Source organism: Paenibacillus sp. FSL R5-0908, from assembly GCF_038006245.1.
Classification (GTDB): Bacteria; Bacillota; Bacilli; order Paenibacillales; family Paenibacillaceae; genus Paenibacillus_AQ; species Paenibacillus_AQ odorifer.
The window spans coordinates 3919059-3936933 of record NZ_JBBOUV010000001.1 but is presented as its reverse complement, the minus strand read 5'-3'; the positions used below and the strand labels follow the sequence as shown (position 1 = coordinate 3936933).

Annotated in this window: 11 protein-coding genes and 1 pseudogene; 5 read left to right on the top strand and 7 right to left on the bottom strand. The window is 41.7% G+C overall.

Features of this window, described 5'->3' with window-relative positions; translation table 11 throughout:
• Positions 1–22: 22 nt before the first annotated feature.
• The 5 genes from ppsA to MKZ09_RS17835 form a co-directional block, all read right to left on the bottom strand.
• On the bottom strand, positions 23–2638 hold the full coding sequence (ppsA, locus tag MKZ09_RS17855; protein ID WP_076201290.1) for a phosphoenolpyruvate synthase: 2616 nt from the start codon (positions 2636–2638) through the stop codon (positions 23–25).
• A 285-nt stretch (positions 2639–2923) separates the two neighbouring features.
• Positions 2924–5575, bottom strand: coding sequence for an endo-beta-N-acetylglucosaminidase (locus tag MKZ09_RS17850; protein ID WP_076201292.1), 2652 nt, complete (start codon positions 5573–5575; stop codon positions 2924–2926).
• A 214-nt stretch (positions 5576–5789) separates the two neighbouring features.
• Positions 5790–6713, bottom strand: coding sequence for an aminoglycoside phosphotransferase family protein (locus MKZ09_RS17845; RefSeq protein WP_076133168.1), 924 nt, complete (start codon positions 6711–6713; stop codon positions 5790–5792).
• A 70-nt stretch (positions 6714–6783) separates the two neighbouring features.
• Positions 6784–7803: a phosphotransferase enzyme family protein gene (locus MKZ09_RS17840; protein ID WP_179089502.1), complete on the bottom strand. Its 1020-nt coding sequence runs from the start codon at positions 7801–7803 to the stop codon at positions 6784–6786.
• A gap of 154 nt (positions 7804–7957) precedes the next feature.
• On the bottom strand, positions 7958–8872 hold the full coding sequence (locus MKZ09_RS17835) for an ArsR/SmtB family transcription factor (RefSeq protein ID WP_076133172.1): 915 nt from the start codon (positions 8870–8872) through the stop codon (positions 7958–7960).
• Between the two features lie 174 nt (positions 8873–9046).
• Between MKZ09_RS17835 and MKZ09_RS17830 the strand changes: the two genes are divergently transcribed.
• On the top strand, positions 9047–10543 hold the full coding sequence (locus tag MKZ09_RS17830) for a glycoside hydrolase family 43 protein (protein WP_076201297.1): 1497 nt from the start codon (positions 9047–9049) through the stop codon (positions 10541–10543).
• A 119-nt stretch (positions 10544–10662) separates the two neighbouring features.
• On the opposite strand, the gene MKZ09_RS17825 is transcribed toward MKZ09_RS17830, so the two are convergent.
• Entirely contained in the window at positions 10663–11514 is an 852-nt protein-coding gene (locus MKZ09_RS17825) for an aldo/keto reductase (RefSeq protein WP_076133176.1), read from the bottom strand.
• 37 nt (positions 11515–11551) lie between these two features.
• Positions 11552–12012: pseudogene (locus MKZ09_RS17820) on the bottom strand (aldo/keto reductase).
• Positions 12013–12490: 478 nt separating this feature from the next.
• On the opposite strand from MKZ09_RS17820, the gene MKZ09_RS17815 reads away from it, so the two are divergent.
• The 4 genes from MKZ09_RS17815 (at position 12491) to MKZ09_RS17800 (ending at position 17848) form a co-directional block, all read left to right on the top strand.
• Complete coding sequence (locus MKZ09_RS17815) at positions 12491–13165, top strand: response regulator transcription factor (protein WP_076133178.1); 675 nt, start codon at positions 12491–12493, stop codon at positions 13163–13165.
• Complete coding sequence (locus MKZ09_RS17810; RefSeq protein WP_081388830.1) at positions 13162–14217, top strand: HAMP domain-containing sensor histidine kinase; 1056 nt, start codon at positions 13162–13164, stop codon at positions 14215–14217. The genes MKZ09_RS17815 and MKZ09_RS17810 overlap by 4 nt, the downstream gene beginning before the upstream one ends.
• Before the next feature lie 119 nt (positions 14218–14336).
• Complete coding sequence (locus MKZ09_RS17805) at positions 14337–16088, top strand: ABC transporter ATP-binding protein (protein WP_076201299.1); 1752 nt, start codon at positions 14337–14339, stop codon at positions 16086–16088.
• Positions 16088–17848, top strand: coding sequence for an ABC transporter ATP-binding protein (locus MKZ09_RS17800; RefSeq protein WP_076133182.1), 1761 nt, complete (start codon positions 16088–16090; stop codon positions 17846–17848). The genes MKZ09_RS17805 and MKZ09_RS17800 overlap by 1 nt, the downstream gene beginning before the upstream one ends.
• The last annotated feature ends 27 nt before the right edge of the window (positions 17849–17875 follow it).

The following is a 17875-nucleotide window of genomic DNA, read 5'->3' as shown; positions in this document are numbered from 1 at the left end:
AACCACTAACGTGATTCAGTCATTACAATATCTCGATATAGCCTTCTGTTCCATGCACACGAATTCGTTGCCCTTCTTTTATCAATTTGGTAGCATTCTCCACTCCGACAACTGCTGGCAAGCCATATTCACGCGCAATAACTGCCCCATGGGTCATTAGTCCACCAACTTCAGTAACTAGGCCTTTTACAGATACAAACAATGGAGTCCAGCTAGGGTCAGTAAATAAGGTAACTAATATATCTCCGTTTTCCAGATCAGCTTCCTCCATGTTTAAGATGACACGCGCACGTCCCTCTATAACACCAGAAGAAACCGCTAAACCTACAATAGCTTCTGTTGGGAGGTTTTCTCGTTTATACTTCTCCGCAATGATTTCACCATCAGACGTAATAACACGTGGTGGAGTTAGTTTTTCAAATGATTTGTACTCTTCTTTGCGTTTGCTGATGATCTGGTAATCCAATTTATTTGTACTTACGACTCCGCGTAGTTCTTCAAAAGTGAGATAGTATATATCTCCTTTTTCAGGAATAACTCCCGCTTGTACTAGTTGTTCTGCTTCTTTCAGTAAAGCTTGTTTATAAACGAAGTAGCGATTAACCATACCGTATTTTGGGTATTCTCTAAACCCGCTGTAATTCCGCATGAGATCAATCATTCGTTTTGTTTCATTCGCTTTTTGTTCACCATCGGGTAATTGCTTCAATCGATCTAATAGCTCTTGTTCTTTTTTCAAAGCTTCCTGTCGACCTTGTTCAAATTTCCGATGGCCAGCATTAGGTTCAAAGTTTTTGATATTACTGAGAATCATGGGGACAAGTGTAGTTGGTTTTTCGCTCCAACGAGTTCTTGTAAGATCGATTTCTCCGGTACATCGCATTCCGTATTTACTGAGATAGTCATAGAAAGCGTCTTGGGTTTCCTGCCCACCCTCAAAACTAACCAGTTCATCTAAGAAATTATCGTCTTTAACCTGCTGTAAATAATCAATGACTTCCGGATAAGGCCGAATCACATCAGCGAGATGGAGTAGCGCCAAACCCATTTCTGAAGTTATATTGCCCTGTACAGATTGAGAAAGCGTATCCGCTACGTTTTTTTCACCCAACCACTCATTTATTTTTTCATTGATCCATGCTGAAGCATCCATAGCCGCCATAATCACACGCATACTTTGTGGGTTGAATAGAATCTTCTTTAATTGCTGCATATCTTCCAGAATAAAATCAAACAACTCCGCCCCTGATTTGGTTTGAATGTTTTGTTGCAACTCTTCTATCGATGCTTGGTTGCTCTTAATGAGGTCAGAAACGATTGTCGGATCATTTTCGAGTTGTACTTGAGAATTACTAGGTGGCAGGCTTGTATTGCTCTTATTCGGAGTAGAAGCTTTTTCATTATCTGCCGAAAATTTTATAAAATCTTCCCGCTCTACGATGGTTATGAGTGCGTCTTTTATGAGGGGATCAGATTTACCTAAGGCTTCTATGATCATTTCTCTGCTGCCAGGTGAAGCAAGACTTGATGTGACATCAACAAACAATCTTCCGCCAGCTGTACGCATAGGTGCAGGAGTCGTTAACAGGTAAAAAGCCAATCCCAGCGGTTTCATGGGATCTGTCATCATTTGTTGATGACCAACAGATACATAAACGTGGTTTTCTTGATCATTCGCTTCAGGGATGGGGAATAAAGTCGTGATTGGCCGACTCTGGACGATATAAAATGTATCCTCGGCCAAACACCACTCGATATCTTGTGGGCAACCAAAATAGGCTTCAATCTGTCTGCCTATCCTTGCTATTTGTAAAATTTGTTGTTCAGTAAGTGTTTGAGTCTTTTGCTGTTCGAGGTCGATCTGCCGGGTCTCTGTTCCGCCTTCTTTTAGTCCGTAAATAGCCAATTTTTTGGTTGCTATTCTCTTATCGACAATTTTCTCTTGCTGTACTTTATAACCATCGGCAGATACTAAGCCAGAGACCAGTGCTTCGCCAAGTCCATAACTGGCATCGATGGATAGCAGCTTCCGGTTAGAAGTAATCGGATCAGCGGTAAATAAAATCCCTGAAGCCTGTGGGAAAACCATCCTTTGAACGATAACGGATAAATAAACTTGACTGTGGTCAAATCCATTTTGCATACGGTAGATTACGGCACGATCCGTAAATAGAGAAGCCCAACATTTGCTGATATGCTGAAGGATTGCTTCTATGCCGATGATATTTAAAAAGGTATCTTGTTGACCTGCAAAAGAGGCATGTGGTAAATCTTCAGCGGTGGCACTAGAACGCACTGCATAAGCATGTTCATCACCAAGCTGGGTGAGATTGTGAGAAACTGCCTTCACAACATCGGAAGGAATTTCTGCTTCCATAATGATTTGCCGAATCTTCCTACTGATTTCACCGATTTGATCTCGATCTTCTACTTTTAGCATAGTTAGTTGATCCAACAAAGCATGATACGTTTGGTTCTGTTCGAGGGCTTGGTGATATCCTACTGTTGTAATACAGAATCCTTCTGGTACTTGTATTCCTTCTATTTTTGATAATCTCCCTAAATTTAACCCTTTTCCGCCAACGAGCAAAAGCTGTGTATTGTCCACTTCCTGAAAACCGAGAACTAAAGAACGCATTTATTATCGCTCCTAACTATTAAATTGAGAAAAAAATTGACAAGAATTTAACGGCATGATAAACTAAATATATAAAATGCATTTATTATGCCTAACTATTGGATTTCAGTCGTTAGTTGATTATATCATCGTGTCTTTTCATATGCAATATATAAGAATCTGATGAGATAAATCAGGTTCTTTTTTTGATTTCAGCTATCATTAGTGTTAAAGCAAATAAACCGTAGCCCCTCAAGTGGGCTACGGTTTATTTGCTTTAATATTAGAATGTCGTAATAGGGTATATTATAATCCCTTCACTTCAAACTCATAGATCCGCGCTGCCGTATCGGCTCCCTGCGTAGGTTTGAGAATCAATAATTTTACATAGCGGGCTTTTACTAACGCAATTGAATCAGTCGACTCGGCAGCCGAGTTTCCTTGGACGTTGACGACATCCGTCCAGTTCATTCCGTCGCTGCTGACCTGAATCGTATAATCACTGGTATTAAAACCGGACCACTCTCCTCCGCTCTCAGCATGCTTGATGACAAAAGTGCTGAGTTGATGTTCGGCCCCGAGGTCTACCTGAAGCCAATGGGGCAGATTACCAATTGCGCACCATTTACTGTTATCCGTCACTTTACCATCTACGGCATTAGGTGCACCTTCCTTTTCCCCGCAGGCATGATCGGCTGTTGCAGCTTTACCAAGTGCCAGATTTTTCACTGCGCCAGCTTCCTTGCTCACTGTGATGAGCGCTTTTTTCGTAATTGTGTCTTGGCCCGAGCTGTTAGTTGCAGTCAGTGTCACACTATAAACGCCTTCCTGAGCGAACGTCACAACTGGGTTCTTTGATGTGCTGAACGCGGGGCTTCCGCTTTCGAAGGTCCATGACCATCCTTCTGTCACTTCAGTCGACAGGTCGGTGAAGTTTACGCTCTCGCCTGGAGCGACTAGGGTTCGATCAGTTTTGAACTCCGCAGTCGGCTTTGGATAATCCGGCCAGCTGATCTTCACGCTAGAGGATTGACCTTGCTCGTATCTTCCATTAACAGCAACAACCTTCAATACTGTGATAGTTTCTTTGTCTATTCTTCGCATTTCAGGAACGTAAAACACATGATTTGGTGTTGCACCTATGAACATCTCACTACCATCTGGAAGTACTCGATAGACTTCGTATTGCTTGACCTGTTGGTCAAGCTGTTTCCACAGTAATCTGGCATCTCCATAAATACCATTGCGAAAATCAGTTTGAGTGACCTTAAGATCGCGAACCGCGGGTAGTGGTTTGATCGGGTCATTCGCATTTTGAATGGAGAGCTGGCCAATTTGAATGTTGTAATTATTAATCGCATTCTTAGAATCAAAATACAGGGACAACGCTACGATCCGTTTCCCTTTGTATGGGGTCAAATTCAATGTTTCAGTTGTCCAGTCTGGCGATGTCTTATCCCTCACATTAAGGAAGATATATTGATCGGGCTGATCAGCGAATGCAAGACCAACCTTTAGGCTTGGCTTATCTTGTGTTTTGTACGTAATAGACAGCTTTGTGCTTGCTTCGATCTTAAGGTCGGTCTTGTAGAGCTTCAGATGTGTCGCATTGGTAGGGTTCAGCACGCCTGATACCTTCAGCGAACTGCCGCCGTAATAGGCATCGGACCAATCGAGCACTGGTGAAAGCGGGGTACCTTTGCTGTCTGCAATCCAGCGCCAGGAGGGAAGAATATCCTGCAGACTCCGGTTGTTCCAGCCTTTATCCCGCACCTGCTTCCCTCTTACAAAATATTTCTGTCCGCTTCCCGTGTTGAAGTTGGTGGTGAAAGGCAGCTCATTTATTGATGATGATTCGATCACATCGTTAGCGATACCTTTCCAGGCTTGATCGCTCGAGGTGTTACTCGGATTCCCGTTTGGACCCACCCAGAATTTGTTCTCGCGTACGAAGAAATCTTCCATACTCTCTGCGCTGTTAAAAGCCCAATCCGGGCGGTAAATACCAAGGGAAGTAACGGCAGGATCTTTATCCGGAAACAACAGATTCCAGTTCACCTTTGTATCGTAACCCTTGGCTTCGACATCGATGCCTGCATACAAGTCATAGGGACTTCTACCCAAGCTTCTAGCCTTCTCTGCCGAGCTTTTAAGATCCTTCCACCAAAAGTTCAGGAACATATTGTTTGTTATTTGCTTTTTATTGTCTTGCAGGAACATCGCATTCTTGTCGTTAAGTGCATTTTGCCAACTGATACTGCCCTCATTGGTCATGGAATCATACCATACGATGTGCATAGAATTTGGCTTGTGCGATTCCAGATAACTTAGGAAAGCTTTCATTTGCTGTGCGTCAGCCGGCGTTCCACCCTCAGTCTCCTGGTTAATAAACCAGCCGTCAAATCCGTAATGGCTCGCAACCTGGATCAACTTGTCAGCAGCAGGAAAGGAACCGTCACTATTCTGCTGAAGCATCTGCTTGACCCATTCATACTTCCCGCCATATACGGTTGGTGGGAAGAACACCGTTCCGATGATCGGCACGCCATTTTTATGAGCCGCGTCGATCGTATCAGCGCTTGGAGGTACGATGATCCCTTCGCCCGCGGAACCACCCCAATAGACCAGCTTGTCAACATATTGCCAATAGGTAAATGTGTTAGCTTCGAATTTGCTTGAACCCTGCGATGGAACTCCGCTTGTTCCCGGGTTTAGTGCTGATAAAGCCATGATTTTTGGCGCTTTGGTTGCATGAGCGTTGACTCCATCTGCTACAAACCGGTCCTGCAGCGGGACTGTGCTCCGGTTAAATGCCGCATCCGGGTCGGATGCCGGACTCCACTGAAGCAGTTGCTCCGGAAACCAATAGGATGAATAAGGCTGTTTAGCGAACGCAGTTGTGGATAAGGCTGCGCACATCACAAGTAAGAATATAAAACCTGCACCAATCTTTTTCATGCCATACTCCTCCAATCGATAGATTAAATGATTGCGCTTACATTTTATCAAGTTGGACAAAGCTATAGATAGTGGATTAATGGCAAGTTCAGGTGCAATTATTACAGGTCGTCAGCCTAGGCTATAATCCCAGTGGGGAATTTGATATTTATATACAAAAAAGCCGCAACTATGCGGCTATTAAATGTATAGGATAAGGTAAAGTGCTTAGATATTACCCTTTCAGGTTTAAAAGAAAATGCCGTGTGCCCTGATAAGCATCTGTCCAGCCCATCTTAGCATAGAATCGAAGTCCATCGAGTCCCTTAAAATAATAGGCACCGATTAGCCGCTCCTCAAAATTGGGGGTCACTATTCTAGCTTTCTCTTGATAGTTTTGATACGCGTTAATGACGTTACACCAAGGCATATGCTTGTCGAGAATCGCAAGGTCTATGAGAGAATCGCCATACATGCAATTTCCATCAATAATGCCGGTTATCCGTGTTCCGTTGGACAACATATTCCACTGTTGAAAATCTCCGTGTATAAAGCTTCTATTAGATTCATTATAGGGTACATAGGCCATCAAACGGCTATAGATTTCTTCGTATACGTCTCTTTCCAAGCAAGACGTGCGGAAGAGTTCATGCCAATTCTCCCAGAATGTTCCCGTCTGATCTTCCGCATTTACGGCAATGACGAAGTCTTTCCAAGATGGATAGGAACCATTGCCGTCAGGTCCGATCCAACCATAACCGTTAGTTCCCTCAATGTCCGTTTCGGCCATCCTTGTTAAAATGCCGATAATTTCCGGCATCAGACGGGTTTGTTCCTCTGCTGTACAATCGGATAGATTGCGACCTTCCATTCGCTCCATGATCAAATAGGTTAACTGATTAGTCCTCCCTAACCCCAAACATTTTGGGAAAGGGATACCTTGGTCGAGTAGCAAATTGGATACAAATTGTTCGGTCTCATATGCTCGTTCCAAATCGCTGAATTTCACAACATAGTCTTTTCCTTCTAAAATAAAAGAAAACACGTTGCTTATATTGCCGCCAGACAACGGTGTAATCTCAGCCGCTCCCTGTCCAAGATGATTCCACAGTACTTTTTCAATTTCACTCATGGTCAATTCCGGTTTTTCGTAAGCCATTTTTACTCCAACTCCTGCTTGTTTGAGTCTACTATGAATTTATCCGCAGCATATCATAAACACCATCATCCTAAATATTTCGTTCCTCATACTCAAAGGGTTCATCACATGAGTAAATTTCATGGAAAAATCCTACATATGGGATATCGTCTTCTAGACATTTTATACGATATGACAGCTCTTCATCGCATTCCGGCTCTTCACCATTGTTCCGCATTACCTCGAATGCATCAACGATGTTTTCCATGAGGGTTACTTGGATAAATAATGGCAATGTGTCTAACATTGAATCTTCGATCCTGGTCTCGGATCTGTAGCCATCAAGGACTGTTTTAAAATAATCATCCATAAACTTTTTGCGTTTATCATTGTCTTGTTCAAATTGTATCCAGCCCACTCCAAGTGTCCAGAGATTTGCCAGGTCATACATATACCAACAAAAGCAGGAGTTATCGAAATCAAAAACAGTTATTTGCCCTGTATTAAAATCGATCATATAATTCCCATCGCAGTAATCAAAATGAACCATCCCAAAAGACTCGTGATTCCTGTCCATCTCTTCTAAGATTGTAAGGAGATCTACCAGCTTCCCCTTCAGCAGAGATAACGAGTCAGGTATTAGCTTATTTATATAATCGGCATTGTATTTATCGGAAAAATCATACCGAGAATGGACAGGTGTATAACCCTTCGATAATTGATGCATTTTTCCAAGGACTTTACCGCAGTTATAATAGTATTCCGTAATAGGAACGCCTTCCCGATACTGATAATTATTTTCCACGAGCATACCCCCCTTGGCCTTTTCAAACAAGCAGACAAAAAAGGTATGATTATTAAGCGTTATCGTTTCCAGCAGATTCCCCTTCTGGGAGTTGACCACATTCGAAACACTGCCGCCATGCTCGAACAAATACCTGATATATTCCACTTCACCCAGAATATCTTCTCGGCTTCTGTCACTTAAGAAGGCAATTCTGATTATTTTTGCTTCAGAATCAGCTTTATCACAGTTATATGCGATATTCCGTCCTCCTTCATGTGCATTGATAAGCCTGATTTCATAACCTTCCAATCCGTACAATTCCATCACTAATGGAAGTAAGTGTGTATCAGCGATTTTAATAACCTCGTTATAATTCAGAATATCTCTCCTCTCAACTCCTTCAATATATGGATAGTTTACCAGTTCCAGCTGATAAACTGGATGGAGAAAACAACTATAACTGAAATATCCTGCTTCATTAGGTCATCGTTCCTAGGTACACACGAATTAAAATATCTTGGTCATGGTTACCGAATCCAGCCCCATAAAGTGTCAAACCACCAACATTAGCAGCCTTCTCGTCAACTGCGAACCGAAGCGTCCAGAATTGTTCCCGTAGCAAAATATCTGCGACAGTAATGTCCGACATCCGTTCTTCATCAATAAATGTGCCCGAAGTGTCAATGCGGATCGTCTTCAATAACCCGTATTGATTTACATTCCGATGCCACCAATCCGGAGTATATATGCCTCGTGCCGCTCTTCCAAAGTCTGCCGGACTGGTCCAAGTTCCAAGCTTCACACCGTTAAAAAAGAACTCAATATCCGAAGGCCAATGATCTCTCAAGCCTGGCGCTTCAGAAGCAATTTCCATTGAAATCTCGATGGCCTCGGGCATTTGACCGGGAAGTAAGTAGTTAGGCGTTTTGTACTCTACGTAACCTCTCCCAAACCACAAAATGCCGGCGTTGACCCGTTCGGGATCGAGAAAATAGCGGGGATCGTCCCAAACCCCAATTTCTTTCTCTTGTGTCCCAAGACCACATGTAGGATGGACATCAAACGAGGTATAATGACCGACTGAAATGGTCTGCTCTCTGATCCTCGGGGTTTGAGTGGCAGTGGGGAGTTCGATTTCAACTTTTTTTTGTTCAAGGAAACACATTTTGTGTGTTCCTCCGTTTAGGCGTACCCTGTGGCTTCCTGTAAGTCCAGCTTGTTCGAGCTTTCGGATATGCATAGTAACTATGGAAGGGCTAAGCTCTAACTTAGCCGCGATCTCCTTCACATTCATTTCATTATCTGCAATGAGGCTCATAATCCTCCATCTGACTTCGCTTGCCAGCGCTTCATATAATGCCATGAATTTTGCTTCGCCGTTTGCTTTGATCATCATCATAATCACCTGACCTGTGCTTATTGAAATTACATATATATTAATTTAATAAATATAATGTATATCTTCAACCCCGATTCATTGAAAACCTATAAGCAATAGTGTTTAATTTTCTTAGTAGTTAAATATATTGAATTCATATTTATATGTATTTATTAATGAGGTGGAGAAATGAAATACAATAACCCGGTCATCAAAGGGTTTTATCCTGATCCCAGCGCATGTAAAGTTGAAGACACTTATTATTTGGTCTGCAGTTCCTTTCAGTATTTTCCCGGTGTTCCGATTTTTGAAAGCAAAGATTTAATTAATTGGACCCAAATCGGTCATTGCTTAACCCGAAAAAACCAGATTCAACTGGATACTGTGGACAGCTCCGGTGGTGTATTTGCCCCCACCCTGCGGTACAATAATGGACGATTCTACATGACGACCACTAATGACACTTTGCGCCAGAACTTTTATGTCTGGACTGACAATATTTACGGCGAATGGTCTGATCCGATTAATGTAGATCAAGGCGGTATTGATCCGGATTTGTATTTTGAAGACGGCAAAACGTATTTCATGAGTAATGGGACCGACGATTACGGAGTAAATGGTATAGTCCAATGTGAAATTGAAATTGAAACTGGGCAGAAGCTGTCGCCAAGCCGTTCAATTTGGCAAGGATCCGGTGGGCGTTATTTGGAGAGTCCTCATTTATACAAAATTAATGGACAATACTATCTGCTAGCAGCTGAGGGCGGAACCGAATATGGGCATATGGTCACTTATGCAAGAGGCAATTCTCCTACTGGCCCATTCGAAGCCTATCCGCGTAACCCCGTATTGACTAATCGAAATTTAGGCGGTTACGAGCTTCAGGGTGTTGGCCACGGAGATTTGGTACAAGATCATGAGGGGGATTGGTGGCTGTTACATCTTGGATTCCGTCAGACTGGCCAGTATCTTACCTATCACCATTTGGGGCGCGAGGTTTTTCTAACTCCGATTACCTTTGGCGAGGATGGATGGTTTACAGCAGGTCATGAAGGTACCACACTTATAAGTTTCGAGACTGATCGTATTGCGGACACAGTCATTCAGCAGGAGAAAAGAGTCTTTACGTTCGAGAACACAGATTGGAATTTGGACTGGTGTTACCTGCGTCACCCGGTTACAGAAAATTATCGGTTAGAAGCTGATAAAATAAAGCTTAAAGGAACTGCAGTTACGTTAGATATCCCGGCTACTCCGACATTTATTGGTATTCGTCAAAAAGATTTTAACGCAATTATTTCGTGCCAAGTCAGCCTTACGAATGGTGAAGCCGGAATTACACTTTACATGGACGAAAATCACCATTATGACTTGGCCTTGCGTAAATATCCAGAGGGTTATGAGATTATCGAACGGCTGAATATCGGAGATATCAAATCCATTGAAAAAACAAAAATTATAGGTCAATGCAACCATGCTTTATTAGTTGTCAAAAGCAGTCCAACGCATTATCACTTTTATATCCAAGTAGACGGTACTGAGATCTTACTCGGAGCTGCGCAAACCAAATATCTATCCTCTGAAATAGCCGGAGGATTCACAGGTGTGCTTATTGGTTTGTACGCCACTGGAGAAGATCAAGATTATAATGCGATATTCACAAACTTTAGCTGCCTTTATTCTTAAACCTTCAAATTAGAATGAACTGTTCAAGGCTAAGGGTGTTCTTATAAATAAAAGAGGGGTTAACCCCTTAATTATGGTTAACCCCTCTTTTATCATAACCAACAAGATCCTAAGAAAAATTAGATATCCAGCTTCCTGGTACTTAACGCTTTTACCATTACAGGATCTCTATGTGAAAAGAACAAACTCTCTTTTGTGTCTAACAGCGCAATTTGTTCTATATCCTCTGAGTTTAATTCAAAGTCAAAGATATTAAAGTTTTCAATTATTCTTTCTTTCCGGACAGACTTTGGAATCACAACAACTCCTCTTTGCGTCAACCAGCGTAAAACCACTTGGGCAACAGATTTATTATATTTTTGAGCTATTGATACTAAAACTTCGTTCTGGAACATGTTGTTTTTACCTTCAGCAAATGGACCCCATGATTCAATCTGAACATTGTTTTCTTTCATGAATGCAGCACTTTCAATTTGTTGACAGAATGGATGTGTCTCAACTTGATTAACGGCAGGTGTTACTTCATTATGAATAATCAAATCAATCAGACGATCGTTCTGGAAGTTACTTACGCCAATCGCTCTGATTTTTCCTTCACGGTACAATTCCTCCAGCGCCCGCCAAGAACCATGCACATCGCCAAAGGGCTGATGAATTAAATACAAATCCAAATAATCAAGTTGCAATCTTGAAAGGGATTTTTCAAATGCTTCCTTTGTACGTTCGTATCCTGTATCTTGAACCCATAATTTGGTAGTGATAAATAGATCCTCTCTTGGTACTCCACTCCGTTTGATGGCTCTTCCCACCGCTTCTTCGTTTAGGTAAGAGGCTGCGGTATCTATCAGTCGATAACCTGACATGATCGCATCGTAAACAGCTTGTTCACATTCAGCTTCATCTTGAATTTGAAAAACTCCAAAACCAAGTATCGGCATTTCAACACCATTGTTCAAAATAACTTTTTGCATAAAAAAATCCTCCTATTAGTTGATGATATAGCTCTAGTTAAAAGTGTAATACGACTTGAGCTGGTGTTGCATTTTTACTTTCTGCAACTTGAGTAATTAAATCTAATAACACTTGATTATGATCAATCACATCAGGTTTGAATCTTCCCATGAAACTTCGATAGTCACCTTCATCATATTTGGTTTCCTTTGTATATTTACCACTTAAGAAACCATTTCCTGATGGACTGTAAGCGATAAAAGCAATTCCTAACTCTTCACAAAGTTGAAACAACTCTTTTTCTGGTTCACGCCTCATCATGGAGTACTGATTTTGGGTTGCAGTAATCGAACATACAGCATGAGTCGTTTCATATAGTCAATCGGTGCATTTGAGACTCCCCATGTTTTAATCTTCCCTTCAGCTACTAAATCTTTCATTGTTTCTGCAACAGCTTCAGGTTCGACATTCGGATCCACTCGGTGCTGATCATATAAATCAATGCAATTGACCTTCAACCTTTTTAATGAACCTTCTATTTGTTCACGAATAGAATCTGGTCTGCTATTCAAAATAAGTTGAGGTTGACCGTCTACAGCTTCTTGTCCTAAAATTCTAAATTTAGCCCTAGTGCCGAAACTTCCAAGCCACTATTTCCTAATCTGCGCATTTGCATCTGTGATCTTCCTTTCGCATGAAGTTCAGTCAAAATTTCAACGTAAGCTGCACTATTGATCAGCACGTTAATCCAGCTAAATTAGTTTGGGTACTATTTTAGTATGCAACATTTTTTTACAAAACAGATATCCTAATAGTATTAAATCATTGCCTATTCCTCTCATTTCATTGAATCCTCCCTATGTATGAGTCACTTTATATCGACTACAAGGATTTCAAACCAAATCTTAAGATTAGATAAATATTGATTCTGCTCCCTTTAAAACAAATTCCCCACAGGTAATAATGGATACAAACCTACTATTGGAGTGAACAGTAATGATTAACATACTCGTAGTTGAAGATGATAAACATGTAAGGAGACTTCTTGAAGCTGTTCTGAAACGCGAAGGATATGATGTTGTAACTGCTGAAGACGGAGTTAAAGCTTTGGAGGTCCTAGATTCACAACATATTGATCTAATCATTCTGGATATTATGATGCCTAATATGGATGGTTATGAATTCGCCAAGGAAGTAAGAGATGCCGATAGCTTGGTCCCCATTCTTATGGCTACAGCAAAACAGCAGCCTGAAGATAAGAAAAAGGGGTTCCGGATCGGAACTGATGATTATATGACCAAACCCATTGATACCGAAGAAATGCTGCTCAGAATCCAAGCGCTGCTTCGCCGTTCGCAAATCGCAAGTGCCCGTAAATTAGTAGTGGGTAAAGTAATCCTTGATTATGACGCATTGACAGTAACCCGGGAGGACGAGAAACAAACGCTTCCGCAAAAAGAATTCTATTTGTTGTATAAGTTATTGTCCTATCCTGAACGGATTTTCACGCGCATCCAGCTTATGGACGAAATATGGGGCATGGAAAGTGAAAGTACGGATACAACCGTTAATGTGCACATTAATCGTTTGCGGAAACGGTTTGACGCTTATCCTGAGTTTGAACTGGTTTCCGTCAGAGGTCTTGGATACAAGGCGGTGCGAAGCCAGTGAGCAAAATAAGTAACAAGCTCAGCAACAGAATAAGCCTTCCCATCTATTTTTCCCTTATCATATTTTTCATCTTTCTTATTACCGTTGTGATTACAGGACTACTCTTCTTTCTCGCACAGGTTTTTGGTTTGTTGAACGAAGAGCTTGCCCAGGATGGATTCGTACTCCCCATAATGGTATTAATCGCTTGTACAATTATCGGTACCACGATATCCGCCATCACAAGCCGGAAAATGGTAAAATCCATCCGGTTATTTATTGAGGCCACAGAGCGTCTTGCCAGCGGTGACTTCTCCATGCGGCTCCAGCTTAAAAGCCCGCCAGAGTTTGAAATTTTATCAGAGAATTTTAACCGGATGGCTGAAGAGCTTGGGGGTATCGAAATTCTGCGAACCGATTTTGTGAATAATTTTTCCCATGAATTCAAAACACCGATTGTATCTATTAAAGGGTTTGCCGAAGTCTTAAAGAACGATGATCTTACCAAAGAAGAACGGAATGAATATCTAGATATTGTCATTGAGGAATCGACCAGACTTGCCTCCCTTGCCTCGAATGTGCTGGAGCTGACGCAGGTTGAGACGCAAAAGATTCTGACAAACAAAATGAGGTTTAATGTTGGGGAACAAATTCGCCAATCTGTGCTTTTGCTGGCTGCCAAATTTGAGAAGAAGCACCTGAAGCTAAACGTTAATATTCAGGATTATGAACTCTCCGGCAATAAAGAGCTTTTAAATCAGGTTTGGTTAAATTTATTAGATAACGCGATTAAATTCACTCCTGAACATGGCGAAATTGAAGTTAACATGAAGAAAAACGAAGATAACCTGGTGATTCTAGTTCGTGACTGCGGAAGCGGTATTCATCCGGAGGCTCTTCCCAAGATATTCGATAAATTTTATCAGCAGGATACTTCCCACTCGACTGCGGGCAATGGACTTGGATTAGCAATTGTTAAAAAAATCATTCATCTACACAATGGAACCATTTCTTGCGAAAGCATTCCATTACAAGGAACCACATTTACAGTTACGATTCCGATTGGAATGTAGTACGAGCCCTGGAGAACCTCATCGTTCTTTCAGGGTTTTTTCATTTTTCAGAAAAGTTAACTTTCAGTTTATCTTCTTTCGTTATCATTTAAGCAACGCCACATAAAGGAGTCAGATGTATGGTAACTATACTTAAGTACTTAAAGCCGAAGGAATGGACCCTAATCGGTATCAGCATCCTGTTCATTGTCACACAGGTATGGCTGGATCTGGAATTGCCCGGTTATATGAGCGAGATTACTCGTCTTGTACAGATACCAGGAAGTGAAATGAGCGAAATCATTGCAGCCGGAGGCTGGATGTTGCTCTGTGCTCTCGGCAGCTTAGCTACATCAATCATAGTGGCAGGGATCGCCGCTAAAATTGCCGCTAACTTCTCTTCAAGATTACGCTCCAAATTGTTTGATAAGGTACAATCTTTTTCTATGGAAGAAATCAACAACTTCTCTACAGATAGTTTAATTACTCGTTCGACGAATGACATTACGCAAGTGCAAATGCTGATTGTCATTGGTCTGCAACTGCTGGTGAAGGCTCCCATCCTTGCCGTTTGGGCAATGCTCAAAATTACAGGCAAGAGTTGGCAGTGGTCGCTTGCTACCGGTGTCGCCATTGGGGTATTGATTCTTATTGTCGGCATAGTGATCGTGCTTGTGCTTCCGAAATTCCAAAAATTGCAGCAACTGACTGATAATCTTAATCGTGTTGCAAGAGAGAATCTTACCGGCCTTCGTGTCATTCGTGCTTATAATGCGGAAAGTTACCAGGAAGATAAATTTAGCGTAGCCAACAGCGAGCTTACCCGAACGAATTTATTTGCCAATAATGTACTGTCCATGATGATGCCAAGTATTTCTCTCATTATGAGCGGTTTAAGTCTCGCAATATATTGGATTGGTGCTATTTTGATTCAAAATGCCAATGGTACGGCGAAGATGGGCTTATTTTCAGATATGATTGTCTTCTCATCCTATGCGATGCAGGTGGTTATGGCATTCATGATGCTGATCATGATTTTTATCCTGATGCCTCGTGCCCATGTATCCGCTAAAAGAATCAATGAAGTGCTGGATACTAAGCCAAGCTTAGAGAACGGATCACTTACTTCCTCTAAGACAAATCGGTTGGGTGAAGTCGAATTCAAAAAAGTCAGCTTTAAATATCCGGATGCAGAAGAATACGTTATTGAGGATATCAGCTTTACGGTGAAAAAAGGAGAAACTGTGGCCTTCATCGGTTCAACCGGATGCGGAAAAAGTACCGTAGTGAACCTGATCCCTCGCTTTTATGATGCTACAGCAGGTGAAGTGTTGGTGGACGGTATTAATGTTAACCAATATGAGCAAACTGCACTGCGCAATAAAATGGGATATGTATCTCAGAAAGCGATTTTGTTTGGCGGCACGGTGAGCTCTAATGTTGCTTTTGGCGACAATGGCAGTGATCTGTCCTCTGATGTTGTAGATGCCATTTACACCTCTCAAGCTTCAGATTTTGTTGAAAAGATGGAAGGAAGCTATGAGGCTCATGTCTCTCAAGGCGGTACGAACTTGTCTGGCGGTCAAAAACAACGTCTTTCCATTGCCCGAGCCATTGCCCGTCGTCCTGAAATATTGATCTTCGACGATTCCTTCTCAGCGCTTGATTATAAGACGGATCGCAAATTGCGAAGTGAATTGAAGAAAAAATCCAGCGGTACAACGATACTAATCGTTGCTCAACGGATCGGTACAATCAAAGATGCAGATAAAATCATTGTACTGGAAGCCGGACGAATGGCAGGCATGGGAACACATGATGAATTGATGCAGACCTGTGATGTCTACCAAGAGATTGCTTACTCACAACTTTCAAAGGAGGAGCTAGCTTAATGAACAAAAGCAAAGAGCAACTCAACACTTGGAGCAAACTTCTCCACTATTGCAGAAAATATATCCCTGTAGTTCTTATAGCTATTATTAGTGCAGCAATCGGTACGGTTCTGACTTTGCTTGGACCGGATAAGCTTTCAGAGATGACAGACTTGATCACGGCGGGCCTCGTCACCGGAATTGATATGGAAGCAGTAACTTCTATCGGCCTTTTCCTTGTATTTATCTATATCCTTAGCGCTGTGTTATCTTTGGTACAAGGATTAATTATGTCCGCAGTTACGCAAAAGGTCTCCAAAAACTTAAGAGCCGATCTCTCACGCAAAATGAACAAACTTCCGATCTCTTATTATAATAATTCTACAACCGGTGACATCCTGTCCCGGGTTACCAACGATGTGGATACGATCGGGCAAGCTTTAAATCAAAGCGTCGGCACACTGGTAACTGCCCTTGCCCTCTTTACGGGATCCATCATCATGATGTTCAAAACAAATGTGATCATGACTATTACGGCGGTTGTTGCAACTATCGTTGGCTTTGGCCTCATAGCGGCAATTATGAAAAAATCCCAAAAGTATTTTCAAAGTCAGCAAGAATACTTAGGGAAAATCAATGGCCATGTGGAGGAAGTATATACAGGACATACAGTAGTGAAAGCCTACAATGGTGAATCACAAATGCGCAATACATTTGAATCCCTGAATATGAATCTTAAAGATAGTGCATTTAAAGCGCAGTTCCTCTCCGGTCTTATGATGCCGATTATGATGTTTATAGGCAATCTAGGTTTTGTGGCCGTTTGTGTCGTTGGTGCTGTACTTGCTATGAACGGAACGATATCCTTTGGGGTCATTGTAGCCTTTATACTGTATGTGCGTTATTTTACACAACCGCTCTCTCAAATTGCTCAAGCCGCACAAAGTCTGCAATCGGCTTCCGCAGCAAGCAAACGTGTCTTTGAGTTCCTCGATGCTGATGAAATGGACAATGAAAGTCATAAAGAAAGACATCTTAAAACTGCAGTGGGCAAAGTGGATTTTGAACATGTGCAATTTGCTTATGAAAATTCAGATAAACTTGTGATTAAAGATTTTTCTGCAGGGATTAAGCCTGGGCAAAAAATTGCTATAGTCGGTCCTACCGGCGCAGGTAAAACTACACTGATAAATCTTCTAATACGTTTTAATGAATTAAGAGGCGGAGAAATATATATAGATGATACCCCCATCAGCAGCTTAACAAGAGAAAATATCCATGATCTATTCTGTATGGTCCTGCAGGACACCTGGCTTTTTGAGGGCACTATCAGGGAAAATCTAGTGTACAACAAAACAGGTGTAACCGATAAAGAAGTTGAAGATGCTTGTAAGTCGGTAGGCTTGCATCATTTCATTCAGACCTTAAGTGCCGGTTACAATACCATACTAAATGACAAGGTTAATTTATCCACCGGCCAAAAGCAACAGCTTACCATCGCCCGTGCGATGCTCAAGAATGCTCCAATGCTCATCCTCGATGAAGCCACAAGCTCAGTCGATACAAGAACAGAGCTCTTGATTCAGCAGGCAATGGATAAGCTTATGGAAGGAAGAACCTCCTTTGTGATTGCGCATAGACTCTCAACCATTAAGAACGCCGATGTGATTCTGGTTTTGAAGGAAGGCGATATACTGGAAAGCGGCAGCCACGAAGAACTACTTGCCAAAAATGGTTTCTATGCTGAGCTTTATAATAGCCAATTTGATCAAGCCTCTTAAATCCTAGTTGAACTATGAATTATATAG